The 19,650-nt window shown below is 33.8% G+C and carries 14 protein-coding genes and 1 tRNA gene; 4 read left to right on the plus strand and 11 right to left on the minus strand.

From position 1 onward, the window contains the following. The first annotated feature begins 56 nt into the window (after positions 1-56). The 3 genes from OLM51_RS18980 (at position 57) to OLM51_RS18990 (ending at position 4,276) form a co-directional block, all read left to right on the plus strand. A complete protein-coding gene (locus OLM51_RS18980; RefSeq protein ID WP_264552145.1) occupies positions 57-3,299 on the plus strand; it encodes a VIT domain-containing protein in 3,243 nt (1,080 codons plus the stop codon). 378 nt (positions 3,300-3,677) lie between these two features. Next, positions 3,678-3,869, plus strand: a complete 192-nt coding sequence (locus tag OLM51_RS18985) for a hypothetical protein (protein ID WP_264552146.1) — start codon at positions 3,678-3,680, stop codon at positions 3,867-3,869. A 29-nt stretch (positions 3,870-3,898) separates the two neighbouring features. Next, a complete protein-coding gene (locus OLM51_RS18990) occupies positions 3,899-4,276 on the plus strand; it encodes a hypothetical protein (RefSeq protein WP_264552147.1) in 378 nt (125 codons plus the stop codon). A 311-nt stretch (positions 4,277-4,587) separates the two neighbouring features. On the opposite strand, the gene OLM51_RS18995 is transcribed toward OLM51_RS18990, so the two are convergent. Continuing rightward, positions 4,588-5,907: an endonuclease V gene (locus OLM51_RS18995; RefSeq protein ID WP_264552148.1), complete on the minus strand. Its 1,320-nt coding sequence runs from the start codon at positions 5,905-5,907 to the stop codon at positions 4,588-4,590. A 478-nt stretch (positions 5,908-6,385) separates the two neighbouring features. Between OLM51_RS18995 and OLM51_RS19000 the strand changes: the two genes are divergently transcribed. After that, complete coding sequence (locus tag OLM51_RS19000; RefSeq protein WP_264552149.1) at positions 6,386-7,705, plus strand: serine hydrolase domain-containing protein; 1,320 nt, start codon at positions 6,386-6,388, stop codon at positions 7,703-7,705. 344 nt (positions 7,706-8,049) lie between these two features. Here OLM51_RS19000 and OLM51_RS19005 read toward each other — a convergent pair. The 10 genes from OLM51_RS19005 to mraY form a co-directional block, all read right to left on the minus strand. Next, positions 8,050-8,123: transfer RNA gene (locus tag OLM51_RS19005), tRNA-Arg, on the minus strand. Positions 8,124-8,201: 78 nt separating this feature from the next. Next, positions 8,202-8,651 carry a GatB/YqeY domain-containing protein gene (locus tag OLM51_RS19010; protein WP_264552150.1) on the minus strand — a complete coding sequence of 150 codons (450 nt, stop codon included), beginning with the start codon at positions 8,649-8,651 and terminating at the stop codon, positions 8,202-8,204. Positions 8,652-8,879: 228 nt separating this feature from the next. Continuing rightward, on the minus strand, positions 8,880-10,862 hold the full coding sequence (ftsZ, locus tag OLM51_RS19015) for a cell division protein FtsZ (RefSeq protein ID WP_264552151.1): 1,983 nt from the start codon (positions 10,860-10,862) through the stop codon (positions 8,880-8,882). Between the two features lie 83 nt (positions 10,863-10,945). Next, complete coding sequence (ftsA, locus tag OLM51_RS19020; RefSeq protein WP_264552152.1) at positions 10,946-12,358, minus strand: cell division protein FtsA; 1,413 nt, start codon at positions 12,356-12,358, stop codon at positions 10,946-10,948. A gap of 6 nt (positions 12,359-12,364) precedes the next feature. Then, a complete protein-coding gene (locus tag OLM51_RS19025; RefSeq protein WP_264552153.1) occupies positions 12,365-13,087 on the minus strand; it encodes a cell division protein FtsQ/DivIB in 723 nt (240 codons plus the stop codon). Further along, entirely contained in the window at positions 13,074-14,423 is a 1,350-nt protein-coding gene (murC, locus tag OLM51_RS19030; protein ID WP_264552154.1) for a UDP-N-acetylmuramate--L-alanine ligase, read from the minus strand. Before murC ends, OLM51_RS19025 begins: the two co-directional genes overlap by 14 nt. 124 nt (positions 14,424-14,547) lie before the next feature. Further along, positions 14,548-15,636 (minus strand): undecaprenyldiphospho-muramoylpentapeptide beta-N-acetylglucosaminyltransferase, encoded by a 1,089-nt coding sequence (gene murG / locus OLM51_RS19035; RefSeq protein WP_264552155.1) that lies wholly within the window; start codon positions 15,634-15,636, stop codon positions 14,548-14,550. 38 nt (positions 15,637-15,674) lie between these two features. Continuing rightward, entirely contained in the window at positions 15,675-16,988 is a 1,314-nt protein-coding gene (locus tag OLM51_RS19040; RefSeq protein WP_264552156.1) for an FtsW/RodA/SpoVE family cell cycle protein, read from the minus strand. Positions 16,989-17,062: 74 nt separating this feature from the next. After that, positions 17,063-18,394 carry a UDP-N-acetylmuramoyl-L-alanine--D-glutamate ligase gene (gene murD / locus OLM51_RS19045; RefSeq protein ID WP_264552157.1) on the minus strand — a complete coding sequence of 444 codons (1,332 nt, stop codon included), beginning with the start codon at positions 18,392-18,394 and terminating at the stop codon, positions 17,063-17,065. After that, complete coding sequence (gene mraY, locus OLM51_RS19050; RefSeq protein ID WP_264552158.1) at positions 18,395-19,627, minus strand: phospho-N-acetylmuramoyl-pentapeptide-transferase; 1,233 nt, start codon at positions 19,625-19,627, stop codon at positions 18,395-18,397. It lies immediately after the preceding gene. Positions 19,628-19,650: the final 23 nt, after the last annotated feature.

The following is a 19,650-nucleotide window of genomic DNA, read 5'->3' on the forward strand; positions in this document are numbered from 1 at the left end:
AATACAAACTCTATAGTTGTATAGCCCCTTTGCTAAAAAACTAAAATTTGTATTTTATGAAAAACATTTTTCTAATCTCGCTATTCTGTATTGGCCTTTTTACTCAGGCTCAAAGCCCAAAATTAAATGTAAAAGGCAAAGATTCGGCATTGGTACGTCTGAATCAGCTTAAAGTTTCAGTAAAAATTGTGGGCAATATTGCGTATACCACAACCGAAATGCACTTTTTTAACGGTACAAATCGACAAATGGAAGCCGAATTACTGTTTCCGCTTCCTGAAGGTGTTTCAGTTTCAAGATATGCAATTGATATTAACGGAAAAATGCGCGAAGCTGTTCCTGTAAATAAAAATAAAGGGAAACAGGTTTTTGAAGCTGTGGAACACAGACGAGTTGATCCGGGACTACTTGAAAAAGTAGAAGGAAATAATTTTAAAACCCGAATTTATCCTTTAATGCCCAATAAGGAACGTATTGTAATTATTGGCTACGAACAGGAGCTGAGCAGTTTTGATGCGACCCATTTATCGTATCAAATGTTAAGCAGCTATTCCGGAAAATTAGATTTATTTGATTTGAATGTCGCTGTTCTTGGCGCTATTGGCGAACCTTCTATTTCTACTACCGAAGGTGTTTTAACATTCGAAAACAGCAATCAATCGTATGTAACTTCCGTAAAGAAAGAAAATTATTTGCTAAATGATAAGTTACAGATTATTATTCCAATTCGCGCAGAGATACCTGGTGTTGTGGTACAAAGCAAAGATAATCAGCATTACTTTTATGCAAATACAATTTTGGATAATCCCAAAATACTTAAGAAAAATCCAAATTCAATTGGCTTAATCTGGGATGTATCTTTAAGTTGCAAAAACCGTAATCTTAAAAAAGAATTGCAATTGCTGGATACCTATTTTAGCACCTTAAAAAATGTTGAAGTCAACTTGTATTTTGCCGGTTATAATTTTGAAAAGAAAAACACTTATACCATTAAAAACGGAGATTGGACTGCTTTAAAACTGGCTTTAGAAACTGTTGTTTATGATGGTGGAACCCGTTTTTCTAAAATCAAACTTCCGGTTCATGATGAATATTTATTTTTCACTGATGGATTGTCTTCATTAAGCAGTAACATTTTTACAAATACAAAAAAACCTATCTATACAATAAGTTCCTCTATTTCATCTGATTATGCTTTTCTGAATTTTAATGCGATAAAAACTGGCGGAACTTTCATTAATTTGAATCAGCTTAAAGCGACTGAAGCTTCTGATAAATTGATGTACCAAAGCCTGAAGTTTTTAGGTATAAAAGAAAATTATATGGTAACCGATTTATATCCAATGGCAGGTACACCTGTTTCAGGAAGTTTTAGTGTTGCCGGAATTTCATTAAAAAACACGAATGATGTTGTATTGCTTTTTGGTTATGACGAAAAACCTGTTTTAGAAAAAACAATTCATATTCAGGCTTCCAATTCAACTTCAAATGAAGTTAACATTGAAAAACTTTGGGCACAAAAGAAAATTGCCAATCTTGAAATTCAATATAAAGACAATGAGGATGAAATTGAAAGACTGGGGAAAAAATATGGTATCGCAACGCAAAACACCTCATTAATTGTATTGGAAAGTCTGCACGATTATATTCAGTACGAAATTGTTCCGCCAGCTGAATTAAGAGAGGAATTTGACAAGGCAATGAAACAACAAATTGAAGCTGCAAAAGCTAAAAAATACAGCAATTGGGAAAATGTTGCGAGCTATTACGAACAGCTTTTAACCTGGTGGAATACAGATACAAAATATGCCGCTCCAAAACTAAAAAAAGTCAAAACAGACACAAACAACACACCGCCAATTACAGGCAGTATACGTGGTACTGTACATTTCGCTTCTGATGGACAACCAGTGCCCGGAGCCACTATTACTATCAAAGGTACTCGTCGCAGCACCACGGCCGATTTTGACGGAAGATTTGGAATTGATGCAGTTTCTGGCGAAAAATTGGTAATTTCTTTTATTGGAACGAAAACTCAGGAAATTACAATTGGAAGAGCTCGAAATTACAACATTACATTAATTGAAGAATCTGGCGCCCAATTAGAATCGGTAGTTGTTACTGCATACGGAGTAAGTCGCGATCAACGTGAAGAAGAAGACGAAAGTGATCAGCGAACAGTGAAAAGAAGCGTATCAGCATCTGTCACAATGGTAAGAGCAGAAAGCATAGCTGCTCCAGTGATGAATGCTCAAAAAGCTTTGGCTGGACAAGTTGCCGGAGTAGCCATTTCTGATGCTAATGTTTCTTCTGATGACAATGCTAAGAATAAAGATAAAAAAGATGATAATCTTGAACTGAATGATGCTAACGTCGGTTATTTTAGTGCCGATAAAACTAAAATCAACAAATGGAATCCGGATCGTGTTTATCTTAAAGCTTTGGCTAATGCGCCAAAAGATAAAAAGTATGCATTGTATCTGGAGTTAAGAAATGATCAGGTTAATAATCCAAGTTTTTATTTTGATGTTGCCAATCATTTCTATGATAATGGCGATAAAGAAAAAGCATTGCTTGTGTTAAGTAATATTGCCGATTTAGGATTAGAAAACCATCAGTTGTACAAATCATTAACTTATTTACTACGCCAATGGGAAGCTTATGAAGATGCTCTATTTGCAGCAAAACAAGTGGCAAAATGGAGAGAACAGGAACCACAGGCGCACAGAGATTTAGGTTTAACTCTGGAAGATAACAAACAATATCAGGCCGGTTTTGATGAATTGATTAAGGCATTGGAAGTAAATTATTATGGAGAAATGAGCGGACAATATTCTGGTGTTGAAGACATTATTTTGATGGATTTGAACAGAATGATGCAACAGCACAAAGAAATCAAAACTGACAAACTGGATAAAAAATATTTAAACAAAATGCCGGTTGATGTGAGAATCATCTTAAACTGGAATCAAATGGATACTGATATTGATCTGCATGTTATAGAACCTACAGATGAAGAATGCTATTACGGACATAGAGATACTCAGATTGGTGCACGTTTCTCTAAAGATTTTACTCAGGGTTATGGTCCTGAACAATATTTACTGAGAAACGCTGTAAAAGGCAACTACATTATTAAAACAAATTATTATGGCGAAAGTGCACTAACAGAAAACGGACCTACAACTGTTATGGTTGAAATCTACATCACTAAAAATGGTGTAACCGAAAGAAAACTGCAAACTATTCAGTTAGGAAAAATAAAAGAGAATCAGAATTTAGCAGAAATCGCGATTTAAAATACTCATCTTAATTCAAGGCAAAAAAGGTTTAATCAGCACATTATGACTGATTAAACCTTTTTGCATTTTCAATATAATCTGTCTTTAAGTTATTTTCTTAACACCATGAATTACTAAAATTTGTGATGCAAATGCAAAACTGCCTAATACTTCACAGAGCTTAAGTAAAAAAGTAATTTATCTTATGCTCCAGTTCATGGACTTCAAATAATGTAAACAACAAAAGAAAAACAAATAGCGTAACAAAAACTAAAAAAGCGCTCTTTTAAAATTTTGACCCAATAAAAATTTCATATTATTTCCTATATTCGTTAGTAGTAAAAATCACATATATTAAAAATAAGCTATAAGTTACACTCGTAAAACATTAAAAACATGGAAAATAAAAAACCTTTATTATTTGCTTTTTGGGTTATCGCAATCATTTTAGGCGTCACTTTGTTTAAACAGTTCGATTTTGAGAATCTAAAATTTGAGAAACCTGCACTGGCTATTATTTATATAATTGTTTTTTTGTTTTCAGTTTTTGTTTTAATTAAAAACTTTATTAAACGATCTGAGAAATAAAAAACTATTAATCTACTGCATAAAAATATATGGAATTAATTGGTGTCATTAAAGAATATAATCACGAATTAAGTGATAAGAGATTTCATGATTATAAAACTGGATTTAATTACCATGACAAAGAAAAAATTCTTAATTATCTGAAAAACGGAACTCCAATTGCTGTTACAATGCACATAGTACATTCATTAATAAAAGATGATAATTCTATAATTGGAGGAGTTAGTTACTTAACAGATGGATATTGGATCTGGCCTAGTTATCTTTATTTTTATGTTGATACTGTATCTATTGAATTACCGTTAGATTTTTTAAATTCTATTTCAAAAAACAAGGAAACAAAGCTCATAAGTGATGCTAAAATAGCTGAAGCAATTAATTTATTAAAATTAAGAAAACAGAAATAATAGTGACCTGGATGAAAATGACATTTTAAATAAATTTTATAGAGTCGATGTATCTAAAGAAAACCCTTTGTACTCAAAATTTTTATTTGAAACAGAAGTTAAAGATATTGTAGAAATTAACAATTTCGTTTTTAAGAGCAATAACTAAATTTATACTTGTAAAAAAGGAAAAATAGAGCCTCTTTGTTATTTACTTTTTTGGATTATAGTGATCAAAGAACCGGTTACTATAGATCATAACTTATTGCTTTTAAATCAAATTGTTTAAAATTGATTCTAACGGACTATGATTAAAAAATAGCTAAGGAGTTTTATATTAATATTCCATATTTGTTTTCCTCATCATCCAGAAAATCATATCTAATTCTTTGCGGCAGAAGTTGTTCTGTTATATTAATAGCCTCTTGCACAACAATAGGAATTCGAGTATTGGGAGTTATTTTTAAAACCCAGTCAATTGCCGTTTCTAAACTTATTCTATGTCCAATAGATACATAAAGCGGATTACTGTTCTCCTGAGTTCGTAATGCTTTGCCCACAATCTTATCATCAAACCATAGTTCTTCGCTATCTCCTCTAAAATCTCCTAAATTAGTTTTTTCATAATATGCAACAAGCCTTTTCTTTGGACATCCAATTGTTGGAATATCTAATTCAATTCCCAAATGAGTAGCTAATCCGGCATTTCTAGGGTGCTCAATACCATGCCCATCACAAAAAATTAATTGGGGTTTTATATTAAGTTTTTCAAATGCTTTTATGACTGAAGGGACTTCATTATACGCAAATAAATCAGGAACATGTAATGTAACATCTTCTGTTTCAGAAAATGCCTGGTCAACAATTTCCTGCGTTTCAACATCCATTATTACTACTGCTGAAACCATTTTTTGTTCGACGTCATTGTATGCCACACTAACACCCGCGATATATTTTATTGGATACTGAATTTGGTCCACCTTGATAATTTTTTCAGCAATTTCATTTTGAAAAACATATTTTTCCATAAAATCATCTTCAACTGTATATCCTAATGTTTCATTCATACTTTCCTGAACTACATAAGCATATACCGCTTTTCCTATTCGCGCTTCGTTTAATTCCCGAGTAAGATCAAAAGGGTTATTTGAATACGAATAAGAGTGTACAAATAAACCCATATTATAAAAAGTTTCCCTGTTATCAATATAAATCTGCAAAACGTCAGAATTGCGCATTATTATATTATTATAATCAAGATCTTCTCGAGTAAATTGATATCCTTCATAATGACGCCTTTTACCATTCTCAATTGGCTTATAGTCCATTATAAGTTCTAAGGTATCTAAATCATATGCTGTATGAAAATCAAAATCAGATTCTTGAGGATTTCTTTTGAAAATCTGAAAAGTATATCTGCTTTGATCGCATAAGTGTACAATAACCGTGAAAAAATTTTCACATTTTGTAAATTCTATTCCATGTGATCTTCGATCTACAAAAGTTTTTCTCCTATATTCTTTAGCGGTGATAGTTTCTCTGATTCCGGTGAAAGGCAGAGCATTATAATAAACTCCATACTGCAAAGCATGCAAATCGTCTATAAAAATTAGTTTACTTTTAGTTGGATAATAATTTATTGTGTTGTCCATTATTTAAATAAAGCTGATATCTTCTCTTGGCAGAAATACCTGTAAACCTATAATTATAATTTGAAATAATCTTATTTTTAAAATGATTTATTTACCAAATTCTGTTTTACTATTTATTCCAATAAAAAACAAAGGAATTCTAGCCACAAAAAAAGCCTGATAATCAATATTCTTAGGCTTTTTTTCTACAGTAACCTTAACAGTACAGAATTCGAACCATTTGCTAGAAGATTTAAAGATTTTGGGTGATGCGTAATTTTGCTATTTGAATTTAATATCATTATTAGTTAAAGTCAAGTTCCCGTAATTCATCAAAGTAGCAAGAGCAACGAAATTCATATTAATTTTAATACGAAAAGTATTCAACAAATAAAAGTCCGCTTGGTGGTTTATAAAATAAAAAAACTATTTTTGAAAACAAGTAAATACTGACATTTGTCAGACATAGCACCCCGTAAACGATAAAAACAAGTCAATAATGAAAAAGACAATCTTAACAACAGTACTACTTTTGACATTATGTCAAATCGGATTTGCTCAAACAAATTACACAGCAAAATTAGACAATTACTTCAATGCACTTGAAGAAAACGACAAGTTTATGGGAAGTGTAGCAATTTCACAAAATGGTGAGATCATTTACACAAAATCAATTGGATTTGCAGACGTTGAAAAAAACATTAAAGCAACCAAAAATTCAAAATACAGAATTGGTTCAATTTCTAAATCATTCACAGCAGTTTTGATTTTAAAAGCAACTGAAGAAAAAAAACTGGACTTAACCCAAACTATTTACAAATGGTTTCCAACAATAAAAAACGCAGATAAAATATCTATAAAACAGTTGCTTAGCCATAGAAGCGGGATACACAATTTCACAGATGACAATGAATATCTAACTTGGAACACACAGCCAAAAACAGAAAAAGAAATGCTTGAAATTATAGCAAAAGGAGGCAGCGATTTCGAGCCGGACAGCAAAGCAGAGTACAGCAATTCAAACTTTGTGCTTTTGACTTACATTCTAGAAACAACTTTTTCAAAATCGTATTCTGATTTATTGCAAAAATATATTGCAAAGCCTCTTGGTTTGACAAATACGTATGTTTTTGGAAAAATCAATACAAACAACAATGAATGCAAATCATACAACTTCACAGGAACCTGGAAGGCAGTGACCGAAACCGACTTTACAATTCCATTAGGTGCAGGGGCAATAATTTCCACGCCAAGTGATTTGACAAAATTCGCAGACGCCTTGTTTGGAGGAAAACTTTTAAAACCTGAAAGTCTTGAAATAATGAAATCCGTTAAAGATGGTTACGGAATTGGTCTGTTTCAAATGCCTTTCCATGACAAGATCGGCTATGGACACAGAGGCGGAATTGATGGCTTTAGTTCAGTTTATTCTCATTTCGCAGACGACAAAATTTCGTATGCTTTAATTACAAACGGAACAAAGTTAAATATGGATGATATTTCTATTACTGTTTTAAGTGCAATTTACGGCAAACCTTACGATATACCTGTCTTCACAACATACAACTTGACTTCGGAAGATTTTAATAAATATTTGGGCGTTTATGCTTCCAAAGAAATTCCATTAAAAATTACATTTACAAAAGATGGAAACGCTTTAATCGCACAAGGCACAGGACAGCCAGCATTCTCTCTTGAAGCAACAGAAAAAGACAAATTTAAGTTTGACCAAGCAGGAGCGAAATTTGAATTTAATCCGATAGACAAGACAATGATTTTATCTCAAGGCGGTGAACAAATTAAATTTACGAAAGAATAAAAAACAGCACCCAACAGCTACTACGGATTTAGGCAATAAGCTTAATGGAAAAATGGTTTTGTGTTTGGATGATTTGACAAGTCATAATAATGGGCTTAATTTAGTGCCAAACCCACTGTAGTACCAAGACGTTAATCGTGACTTTGAACTTAAAAAAGAGACGAATCTAAGAATGATTTTAACTAGATAATCGATGCAGAAAAAACAAAATCCTTGATGGGATTCGAACCAAAAGTACTTGCAAACATTGAGACTTTGTAAAATTAAAGAAATCACTAAGGATTTTCGAACCATAAAAAAAAAGCCTGCAAAATATACACTTTGCAGGCTTTCAATTTTTATAGTGACCCCGGAGGGGTTCGAACCCCCAACCCTCAGAGCCGAAATCTGATATTCTATCCAGTTGAACTACGAGGTCAGTTTATTTAAATTTCAATTTTTTAAATTCCAAATTCCAATGCTAAACCTGAAATTTGGAATTTATATTATTGTGATTTTATGATAATAGTTTTTTCACAATTGTAGAAATGGTTTTTCCTTCAGCAGTTCCTCCTAATTGAGCAGATGCTAATCCCATTACTTTACCCATTGATGCAATTCCGGAAGCACCTGTTTCTGCAATGATTTTTGCAATCACAGCTTCTACTTCTTCTTCGCTTAACTGCGCTGGTAAAAACTTCTCGATAACTGCAACCTGAGCCAATTCTGGTTCAGCTAAATCAGGACGATTTTGCTCTGTAAAGATTCTTGCGCTCTCCTTACGTGTTTTTACTAATCTTTGAAGTAATTTTATTTCTTCATCTTCAGATAAATCTTCTTTAGATCCTGAAGCTGTTGAAGCTAATAATAATTCCGATTTAATTGCTCTTAAAGATTCTAACGCTACAGTATCTTTTGCTTTCATGGCAGTTTTAATCTCTTCCATGATTTGTGTTTGTAAACTCATCTTTTATTTTTTATTTGAATAAGCTATGCTTATCTATTGCTATATTAATTTGGAATTTGTTCTTGACTAATTTATTCTGATCGAAGCCGAATAGACTCAAACCAACAATAAGATTCACTTTAAAAACCTATTAAAGAAGTCAAATTTCTAAATTCTGTGCGAAGATAAAAAAAATAACCCGAAAATTAAATCCAATTTTCGGGTTACCCTAATATTATGATTGCAAAATTAATCTACGTTGTCGTGCAAAAATGAATTATTTGAGCGCAATTGTAAATCGTTATTACTATCTGTTCCTACCGAAATTCTCGAATTGTTGTTATTTGACTGAGAATTAGACAAATCTATTCCTAGTCTTTTGTAAGCTGGCTCTTTTTCCAACTCGTCAATTCTTGAAACATTATTATGGAATTTATAATTAAATTCTTTTAGTTTTTTTCTTCTTTCTTCAGCTCTTAAACGCAATGTTTCTTCAATTGTCAATTCCATCGGAGAAACTTCAGAAGTTGTTGTAAAATCTGCCTGACTTGCAAAATCAGCTCTTGATTTCAAAGTAATATTTAATTCCTCAGGAACAACATCCTCGATTACTTTTTCAACCGGTTTTGAAGCCATTAAATCATTCTCTACTTCCATATATTCTTCTAACGAATATTTGATAATTCCGTTATCAGAAAGTTCTGTTACCGGTACAAATGAAACCGGATCATTTACTTTAATATTACGTGTTTCGTTTGATAATTCAAACAAAATTTTCTTTTCCTGCTCAGCAACCGGTTCTTTTTTAACTTCAGGCTCTGATCTGAAAAGAGGCAAATCAAATGAAAAAGTTGTTTGTTCTTCTCTTTCAAAAGTTCTTTGTTGAACTGGCTCCACTTTCTGATACGTTTGCACTTCAGGAGTTGAAATTTTAAAATCAATATCTGTTATTGGCGAAACAATTTCAAAAGTAACATCAAGGTTTTTAATGAACTCAGACATTACCACTAATTCTTCCTGATTGATTGTTGGTGTTGTTACTGGAGCAACTGGAGTTTGCGCTACGGGAGCAACCGTATCTTCCATTAAATCAAAAACAACTTTTTCTTCAGATTTTGCAGTAGGTGTTTCAGCATTTAAATCAAAAGAAGTAAGTGGTTTATTGGTTAAATTATGAACACTTCTTTGCTCATCTTCTAACGTATGAATGATTTTTTTAGGCTCAGTATTAACGATTTCGTTTTGTTGTTCAACATCAAAACCAGTTGCAATAATAGTTACAGCAATAGCCTCACCAAGAGTTTCGTCTTCACCAACTCCCATGATAATATTAGCATTGTAACCTGCTTCAGCCTGAATATGATCGTTGATTTCTCCGATTTCATCAAGTGTTATCTCGTTAGATCCAGAAACGATAAGCAACAATACGTTTTTGGCTCCTGTAATTTTATTGTCGTTTAACAATGGAGAATCCAATGCAGACACAATTGCATCTTTTGCTCTGTTTTCACCCTCTGACACCGCAGATCCCATTATAGCCGTTCCACTGTTTGCCAAAACTGTTTTAGCATCACGTAAATCGATATTTTGAGTATAGTGGTGTGTAATTACTTCAGCAATACCTCTTGAGGCTGTTGCCAAAACTTCGTCTGCTTTAGAAAATCCAGCTTTGAAACCAAGATTTCCATAAACTTCTCTTAATTTATTATTATTAATTACGATTAACGAGTCAACTTGTTTACGTAATTTTTCGATTCCTAAAAGTGCCTGCTCCTGACGTACTTTCCCTTCAAACTGAAACGGAATTGTCACGATACCCACTGTTAAGATTTCTCTTTCTTTTGCTAATTGTGCGATTACGGGAGCAGCACCTGTACCGGTTCCTCCACCCATACCAGCAGTAATGAATACCATTTTAGTACCGCGATCCAACATTTTTTCAATATCGGCAATACTTTCAATAGCAGACTGCTGTCCTACATCAGGATTTGCTCCTGCTCCAAGACCTTCTGTTAAATTCATACCTAACTGAATCTTATTAGGCACTGAACTGTTCTGTAGTGCTTGCGAATCGGTATTACAAACGATAAAATCTACGCCTTTAATACCTTGTTTAAACATATGGTTGATAGCATTACTACCACCTCCACCTACACCTATTACTTTGATAACATTTGACTGGTTTTTTGGTAAATCAAATGAAATACTTCCAAATTCTGAGTTGCTCATCATCTTTTTGGTTTTTTGAAATTCTTATTTAGTACATTTTTTACTCTTGACTTGGGGCCAATAGTAATTCCTTTTCTCTTATTATTTTATTCTGCGTTGTCTAAAAAATCTTTGATTTTATCGACATAACGATCGAAGAATGATCTTCTTATTTTTGTTTCTGTAGACTCCGCTTGTACCTTATTAACTCTGGTTTCTCTGGTCTCTTCGATAGTTTCTACTCTTTCAACGTAGTTTTCTTCTACTTCGTATCGTTGTTGTTGAACCGGTGGCGGTACATTTCTGTAAACCACTTTTGGCTGCTCATTAACAATTTCCATTCTAACGGCACTTTGTGTACTGTTTTCGATACTGTTCATCACTAATCCTACTGCTGTTGCATATAATGGACTGGAGATTTCTTCACTTGAGTTCCCGGCTAAATGCTCGTTTGGATATCCAATTCTGGTATCCATACCAGTGATATATTCCACTAATTGCTTAATATGCTTAAGCTGTGCTCCACCACCCGTAAGAACGATACCTGCAATTAATTTTTTGCGTGGATCTTCATGTCCGTAAGCTTTGATTTCTGCAAAAACCTGTTCTACAATTTCCACTACACGAGCGTGAATAATTTTAGACAAGTTTTTAAGCGAAATCTCTTTTGGCTCTCTGCCTCTTAAACCAGGAATAGAGACAATTTCGTTGTCTTTATTTTCTCCTGGCCAGGCCGATCCGAATTTTATTTTTAAAAGCTCAGCTTGTTTTTCGATAATCGAACATCCTTCTTTAATATCGTCTGTAATTACATTTCCTCCAAAAGGAATTACAGCTGTATGACGAATTATTCCATCTTTAAAAATAGCTAAATCTGTTGTTCCGCCTCCGATATCGATTAACGCAACACCAGCTTCTTTTTCTTCCTGACTTAAAACTGCATCTGCAGAAGCTAATGGCTCTAATGTCAATCCAGACAATTCGATTCCTGAACTCTGAATACATCTTCCAACATTTCTGATCGATGATGCTTGCCCAACTACAACGTGAAAACTAGACTCTAATCTTCCGCCGTACATTCCGATTGGTTCTTTAATCTCAGACTGCCCGTCGATTTTAAATTCTTGTGGCAGAACGTGAATAATTTCTTCCCCCGGCAACATCGCCAGTTTATTTACCTGATCGATTAAAAGCTGAATATCTTTTTCGCCAATTACTTCTTCCGGATTATTACGGCTGATGTAATCTGTATGCTGAATACTTCTGATGTGTTGTCCTGCAATACCAACAACTACATCTTTTATTTTGTAACCTGAATTATTTTCTGCTTCGATTATCGCTTGCTGAATCGATTGAATAGTTTGCGTGATGTTGTTAACAACTCCTCTCGCAACACCCAAACTTTTGGATTTACCAATACCCAAAATTTCAAGCTTACCATACTCGTTCTTCTTGCCTATCATGGCAACTATTTTGGTTGTTCCAATATCTAGACCTACTGCAATGTTATCTTTTTCCATTTTCTATTATTTTGTGCAAACTACTTGTTCCGTAAACCTAAGGTCAATCTTTTTGTATTTGTATAACGAACTATCTAAAACTGCTTTTTGAAAAAAGGCTTTATAGTTTCTAAATTTCTTATCAACATTCATCGTTCTGCCAAAATCTATGAAGTAATCATAGTTTCGATTAAACATTTTTAGGCTGCCATTAGGCATAATTTGAATTGCAATGATGTTTTTTCTCAAAAACGCATCGTCATAAATTGTGCGAAATAAAGCAGCTAAATCTTCGTTATTTTTTTCAATTATTGCCCCTGAAACAAGAGGAACTCGCGCTGTAAAATTGTCTGATAAAGGCATTTTATTGCCCTCATAGTCAATATAAAAAGATCGGTCACCATCATAAATTCTTGCTATTGGTGTCTTCTGTTTTACTACCGCTTTTAGAACACCGTCGATACTTACAAAAACATCTGACTTCTCAATCATGTCTTGCGTATCAAGGGTTTTTTCTATCTTATTCAAATCTACTTCATCTTTTCTAATACTGGAAGCGTCTCTTTTATTTTCTATCAACAATTTATTAACCGTTTCCGGCTTCACAAAAAGCGTATTTTCTCCTACAAAAACGACCATGGATTTTTTTAGTTTTCTGTCCCCATTTCGATGTTGTGCGAACGAATACAAAAAAAGTACAAGCCCTAAAATGAATAATAATCGAATATTTGTCCAATTAAATATTTTCATTCAGCATCTTTTTAATTGATGGTACCATTTCTCCAATATCACCAGCTCCTATTGTTACAATTATCGGCGCATCACTGGCTTTGATTTGCGCTAATAAATCATTTTTTGCAACAATTTTTTTGTTCGAATTTGTCATTTTACCCAACAGCCATTCCGATGTAATTCCTTCCATTGGCAACTCGCGTGCAGGGTAAATATCCATTAAAAACACTTCATCAAACTGAGATAAACTCGCTGCAAATCCGTCAGCAAAATCTTTTGTTCTGCTGAATAAATGTGGCTGAAAAATAGCTAAAACTTTTCGCCCCGGATACAATTCTCTAACAGCCTGATGAACAGCATTTATTTCTGTTGGATGATGTGCATAATCGTCTATATAAACTAACTTATCTGATTTAATCTGATAAGAAAAACGTCTTCTTATTCCTCTGAATGAAGCAATGGCTTTTGCAATTGACTCGGTCGGGGTGCCGAAAGTTTTTGCCATCGCAATAGCCATTAATCCATTCATTAAATTGTGTTTTCCTGGTAATCCAAAATGTAGATCTTTCATAATTTCTGACGGTGTCTGCACATCAAAAACATAGCTTCCATCTTCAATTCGAACATTACATGCCTTATATACTGCATCTTCGTTTATAGCACACTGAACCCCATCTAAAGGCAATTCTTTGGTGATAAACAAGTTATTTTTATCTTCAACTTTTTCGGCAAATTCAACAAATGAAGCCTCAATTGCCTCACTTGTACCGTAGATATCCAAATGATCTGCATCCATAGAAGTTATACAGGCAATATTGGGATGAAGGTGCAAAAACGAACGATCAAATTCATCAGCTTCAACAACTGTAACCGTTTTTCCGGTTCCAATTAAATTTGAATTATAGTTCTCAACAATTCCACCCACAAAAGCAGTAACATCAGCACCACTTTCATACAAAATATGCCCAAGAATACTTGATGTTGTAGTTTTTCCGTGTGTTCCGGCCACTGCAAAACTAAAAGTGTCTTTGGTAATAATCCCTAAAACCTCGGCACGCTTTTTAATTTCGTAATTTCTTTCAATAAAATAGTTCCACTCTGAATGTAATTTTGGCACAGCCGGAGTAAAAATTACCAGCGTATTTTCTACGTGATAATTACTTGGAATCAAACTAATATTGTCCTCAAAATGAATATCAATACCGCTTTCAATTAATTCATTTGTAAGCATTGAAGGTGTTTTATCGTAACCTGAAACCTGTTTCCCTATATATTTAAAATAGCGAGCCAGGGCACTCATTCCGATGCCTCCAATACCAATAAAATAAACGTTTTGTATTTGATTTAAATTCATTTTTTTTCTGCTTTAAGCATTAAGCTTTAGGCTTTAAGCCTTCGACTTATATTTTATTATTTGATTCTTTTCTTCCTTAAGCAGTTGGTTTAAAGCTTACCGCCTATAGCCTACTGCTTACAGCTTAACGAATTAACTTTACAATCTCTGCAACAATATCCTTTGTTGCTTTTGGCATTGCCAGTTTCTTAATATTATCGCTCAATTGTTTTTGTTTTCCTTCATCTTTCAGCAGCGCTTCAAAAACAATGCTAAACTCGCTTTCCAGCTCAGATTCTTTCAACAAAATTGCTCCTTTTTCATCTACAATTGCCTGCGCATTTTTAGTCTGGTGATCCTCAGCCACATTAGGAGACGGAATAAAAATTACCGGTTTCCCAACAATACATAATTCCGAAACTGACGAAGCTCCTGCTCGTGAAATTATGACATCTGCAGCCGCATAAACAAAATCCATTCTTTCTATAAAATCAACCACTTTTACATTTGGCTGATTGTATTTTTTATACTCTTCAAAATATAATTTCCCGCACTGCCAGATTATCTGCACATCCTGTGAAAGGAAATTTTGCAATTCTTTTTCAATTAACTGATTGATTCTTCTGGCACCTAAACTTCCTCCTAAAATCAATAATGTTTTTTTATTTGGATCTAAATCATAAAAAGCAACAGCTTCATCACGCTTGCTGGCAATATCAATTAAATCCTGACGCACTGGATTTCCCGTTAAAACAATTTTGTCTTTAGGAAAAAAACGCTCTAAATTCTGATATGCAACACATATTGCATTTGCTTTTTTACTCAGCAATTTATTCGTAATTCCGGGAAAAGAATTCTGCTCCTGAATAACTGTTGGAATTCCCGCTGCTCCTGCTGCCTGCAACAATGGTCCGCTGGCAAAACCTCCGGTTCCAATTACCACGTTTGGTCTGAACTTTTTAACAATTCTTCTTGACTCTAATAAACTTGATGCCAACTTTAAAGGAAACATCAAATTTTGCAAAGTCAATTTTCTTTGTAAACCAGCAATCCAAAGTCCTTTTATTTCATAACCTGCCTGAGGCACTTTCTGCATTTCCATTTTATCCTTGGCTCCTACAAAAAGAAATTCCGCATCAGGAAATTGTAATTTTAATTCGTTTGCAATAGCAATTGCAGGATAAATATGTCCCCCTGTTCCTCCTCCGCTTAGTATGAATTTATACTTTGTCATATTTTGAATAGTTATTGTTAAACTATTTTATCCTTTAATTATTTATTTAAAACTGCATTCATTGGATTTCTTGAATTGTCTTCTATTGAATACATTTCTTCCTCTTCATATATTTTTTCATCAGCAGACAAATCTTCTTCTGCTAATTCTTTATCGATTAATCTCTGAAGTGCTTCTTTCCTTCTCTCTTTCTCTTCTTTTTCTTCTGCAATTTCTTCTTCTTTTTTGGTAACACTAATGATAATTCCAAGTCCTAAACAGGTCATCCAAATCGAACTTCCCCCACTACTTATCAATGGAAGTGTTTGCCCTGTTACAGGTAATAATTCAACCGCAACTGCCATATTGATCATCGCCTGAAATATCATCGGAAATCCGAGCCCGACGACGACTAATTTTCCAAATAATGTATTTGCTTTATGCGATGCTATAACAAATCGAAATAATAGCAACAGATACAAAACTAATATTGCTACACCTCCGACTAATCCATACTCTTCAACAATAATGGCATAAATAAAATCGGAAGAAGATTGTGGTAAAAAGTTTTTCTGAACACTTTTTCCAGGCCCCAAACCTCCAAATTTTCCCGATGCTATCGCAATTTTTGCTTTTTCGATCTGATAATCATCTTCATCAGGTTTATCTGTAGTGAAATTCATTATACGGCTTTCCCATGTTGATACCCTGCTAAAGAATCTTGAGTCCGGAAAAGCTTTTGCAACCAAAAGAAAAAACGCAAGCATAGCAATTCCCGATCCAATGATAAAACCAATATATTTTAATGGATATTTACCAATAAACGTCAACATCATAACCATTGAAAATATAAGCGCAGTAGTCGAGAAGTTTGCCGGTAAAATTAACGCCAATGTAATAAACACAGGAACCCAAAGCTGAACAAACGAAACCTGAAATGGTTCATTTTCTTCTTTGGTCTTAGATAAATAACGAGCTACAAAAATAAAAAGAACAATTGATGCTAAAGTTGAAGTCTGAAACGTAATTCCTATAAATGGCACCTGAATCCAACGACTTGCATTTGCTCCTGCAATAACAGTCCCTTTTAACAAGGTATAAAGCAACAAGAACCACACAATAGGCAGCGCTATTTTTGAAATTGCTCTAAAATAATGATATGGAACTCTGTGTACCCAATAAATAATAGCGAAACCAATACAAATATGCGCCAGATGTTTTACCAAATAACCCAATGTATTTCCGGTTCCGTGACCTATGTAGGCTAAATTACTACTCGCACTAAAAACAGGCATAAACGAAAACAGCGCTAATAAAGCCACAAATGACCATATTACTCTATCTCCTTTTAGTTTGTTTACTAACTCTTTCATGCGTGTAGTTTCAAGTTTTTCTTGTTTTAGGTTTCTAGTCCGATAACTATTGGGACTGAAACTCTAAACTATTTTTATAAATTATGTACTGCTTGCTTAAACTGCTTCCCTCTGTCTTCGTAGTTTTCGAATAAATCGAAACTTGCGCAAGCCGGAGACAACAAAACTGCATCACCTTTTTCTGTTAATCTTTGAGCAGTTTTTACTGCATCGTTCATATTATTTACTTCCACCATTATATCAACAACATTACCAAAAGCTTCAATAATTTTACGATTATCGATTCCCAAACAAATGATTGCTTTTACTTTTTCACGAACTAATGACATTAATTCATTGTAATCATTTCCTTTGTCAACACCTCCAACAATCCAAACCGTAGGAACAGTCATACTGTCTAAAGCAAAGAAAGTTGCATTTACATTTGTTGCTTTTGAATCATTGATATATTGAACATTTTGAATTTTTAATACTTTTTCTAAACGGTGTTCAACACCTTGAAAATTAGATAAACTTTCGCGAATTGTTGCATTTCTAATTTGCATCAACTTTGCTACAGAGCTTGCTGCCATTGCGTTTTTCATATTATGTTTTCCTTCTAACGCAATGTGTTCTGTTTCCATTGTAAACTCTTCTTGGTTGATCTTTATTTCCATTTTGTTGTTATTTATAGAAGCTCCCTCATCAAATTTTTTCGTCAATGAAAAAGGAATTAATTTTGCTTTTGTTTTGTTTTTCTTTAACCATTCTGCACTTGCCTCATCGTCAGCATCGTAAATGAGATAATCGCTTTCGGTTTGATTCATTGTAATTCGAAACTTTGAATTGATGTAATTCTCATACTTATATTCGTATCGATCTAAATGATCCGGACTGATATTCGTAATTATAGCAATATCGGGCCTGTAATCTATAATTCCATCCAGCTGAAAACTGCTTAATTCAAGAACGTATGCATCAAACTTATTCTCTGCTACCTGCCACGCAAAACTCTTTCCGATATTCCCGCCCAAACCAACATTTAATCCTGCAGATTTAAGCAAGTGGTACGTAAGCATCGTTGTTGTCGTTTTGCCATTACTTCCGGTAATTCCAATTGTGAGTGCTTCTGTAAAAGGTTTTGCAAATTCTATTTCTGAAATTACTTTAACCCCCTCTGCTACAAGCTTCTTTACTATTGGCGACTTTTCCGGAATTCCCGGGCTTTTCATTACCACATCAGCATTAAGAATTAAATCCTCTGTATGCTGTTCTTCTTCCCAAGGAATTTTATTAATGATAAGAACTTCTTTATAGCTTTCCTTTATCTTTCCAAAATCCGATACAAAAACTTCGTATCCCTTTTTCTTACCGAGAATAGCAGTACCTACACCACTCTCTCCTCCTCCTAAAACAACTAGCCTCATTTATCTAAGTTTTAAAGTAACGATTGATAATATGGCTAACATTATAGCAACAATCCAGAATCGGGTCACAATTTTACTTTCGTGATATCCTTTTTTCTGATAGTGATGATGAAGAGGCGACATGAGGAATATTCTTCGTCCTTCTCCGTATCGTTTTTTAGTGAATTTAAAATAACTTACTTGCAGTACCACTGAAAAATTCTCGACTAGAAAGATTCCACATAATAACGGAATCAATAATTCTTTTCGAACAGCAATTGCTAAAACTGCAATAATTCCTCCAATAGTTAAACTTCCTGTATCTCCCATAAATACAGATGCAGGATAAGAGTTATACCAAAGAAACCCAATTAAAGCCCCCACAAAAGCAGATATAAAGACCGTCATTTCACCTGAATTGGGTATATACATAATATTCAGGTAATTAGAGAAAATAATATTCCCCGAAACAAACGTAAATATTCCGAGTGCCAGAACTGACACCGCAGAAGTTCCGGCCGCAAGACCATCAATTCCGTCTGTTAAATTAGCCCCGTTAGAAACCGCTGTGATGATAAAAATTACAACCGGAATAAAAATTAACCAGGCCCATTTTTCATATCCCTCACCTGTCCACGCCAATATCTCAGCATAGTCAAACTCATTATTTTTTACAAAAGGAATTGTTGTAGCTGTTGACTTTTCTTCCGCCGCAACTGGTAAAACAACAGTTGTATTTATTCCTGCTTTAAAAATATCTGTTCTTCCAGTATCTGTTCTTACTGTTACTGCAGGATTAAAATACAAAACCGCACCAACAATAATCCCTAAACCAACCTGACCAATTACTTTAAAAATTCCTTTAAGACCTTCTTTATCTTTTTTGAATATTTTAATATAATCATCAATAAAACCAATTGTCCCCATCCAAAGAGTAGTTACAATAAGCAATACGATATAAATATTATGCAAACGGGCAAATAACAAAACCGGAACCAGGGTTGCAAAAATGATAATCAGTCCTCCCATTGTTGGAGTTCCAGCTTTTTCATTTTGTCCCTGAAGACCTAACTCACGAACGGTTTCTCCAACTTGCTGATTACGCAAAAAGTTGATAATTCGCTTTCCGTAAATCGTTGATAAAAGCAACGAAAGCATCAAAGCTAATGCCGATCTAAAAGTGATGTACTGAAAAACTCCTGTTCCCGGCACATCTAATGTTTTGTCTAAATATTCAAATAAATAGTACAGCATATTTTTCTGTTTTTTAAATTCTA

Origin of the sequence: Flavobacterium sp. N2038, from assembly GCF_025947185.1 — a bacterium.
In the GTDB taxonomy this organism is placed as follows: Bacteria; Bacteroidota; Bacteroidia; order Flavobacteriales; family Flavobacteriaceae; genus Flavobacterium.

Coding starts and splice junctions, on each gene's coding strand:
- OLM51_RS19010 (WP_264552150.1), bottom strand. CDS start 8,651: ATGAGTTTACAAACACAAATCATGGAAGAGATTAAAACTGCCATGAAA.
- murG (WP_264552155.1), bottom strand. CDS start 15,636: ATGACAAAGTATAAATTCATACTAAGCGGAGGAGGAACAGGGGGACAT.
- OLM51_RS19000 (WP_264552149.1), top strand. CDS start 6,386: ATGAAAAAGACAATCTTAACAACAGTACTACTTTTGACATTATGTCAA.
- murD (WP_264552157.1), bottom strand. CDS start 18,394: ATGAGGCTAGTTGTTTTAGGAGGAGGAGAGAGTGGTGTAGGTACTGCT.
- ftsA (WP_264552152.1), bottom strand. CDS start 12,358: ATGGAAAAAGATAACATTGCAGTAGGTCTAGATATTGGAACAACCAAA.
- OLM51_RS19040 (WP_264552156.1), bottom strand. CDS start 16,988: ATGAAAGAGTTAGTAAACAAACTAAAAGGAGATAGAGTAATATGGTCA.
- OLM51_RS19025 (WP_264552153.1), bottom strand. CDS start 13,087: ATGAAAATATTTAATTGGACAAATATTCGATTATTATTCATTTTAGGG.
- mraY (WP_264552158.1), bottom strand. CDS start 19,627: ATGCTGTACTATTTATTTGAATATTTAGACAAAACATTAGATGTGCCG.
- OLM51_RS18995 (WP_264552148.1), bottom strand. CDS start 5,907: ATGGACAACACAATAAATTATTATCCAACTAAAAGTAAACTAATTTTT.
- murC (WP_264552154.1), bottom strand. CDS start 14,423: ATGAATTTAAATCAAATACAAAACGTTTATTTTATTGGTATTGGAGGC.
- OLM51_RS18980 (WP_264552145.1), top strand. CDS start 57: ATGAAAAACATTTTTCTAATCTCGCTATTCTGTATTGGCCTTTTTACT.
- OLM51_RS18990 (WP_264552147.1), top strand. CDS start 3,899: ATGGAATTAATTGGTGTCATTAAAGAATATAATCACGAATTAAGTGAT.
- ftsZ (WP_264552151.1), bottom strand. CDS start 10,862: ATGATGAGCAACTCAGAATTTGGAAGTATTTCATTTGATTTACCAAAA.
- OLM51_RS18985 (WP_264552146.1), top strand. CDS start 3,678: ATGGAAAATAAAAAACCTTTATTATTTGCTTTTTGGGTTATCGCAATC.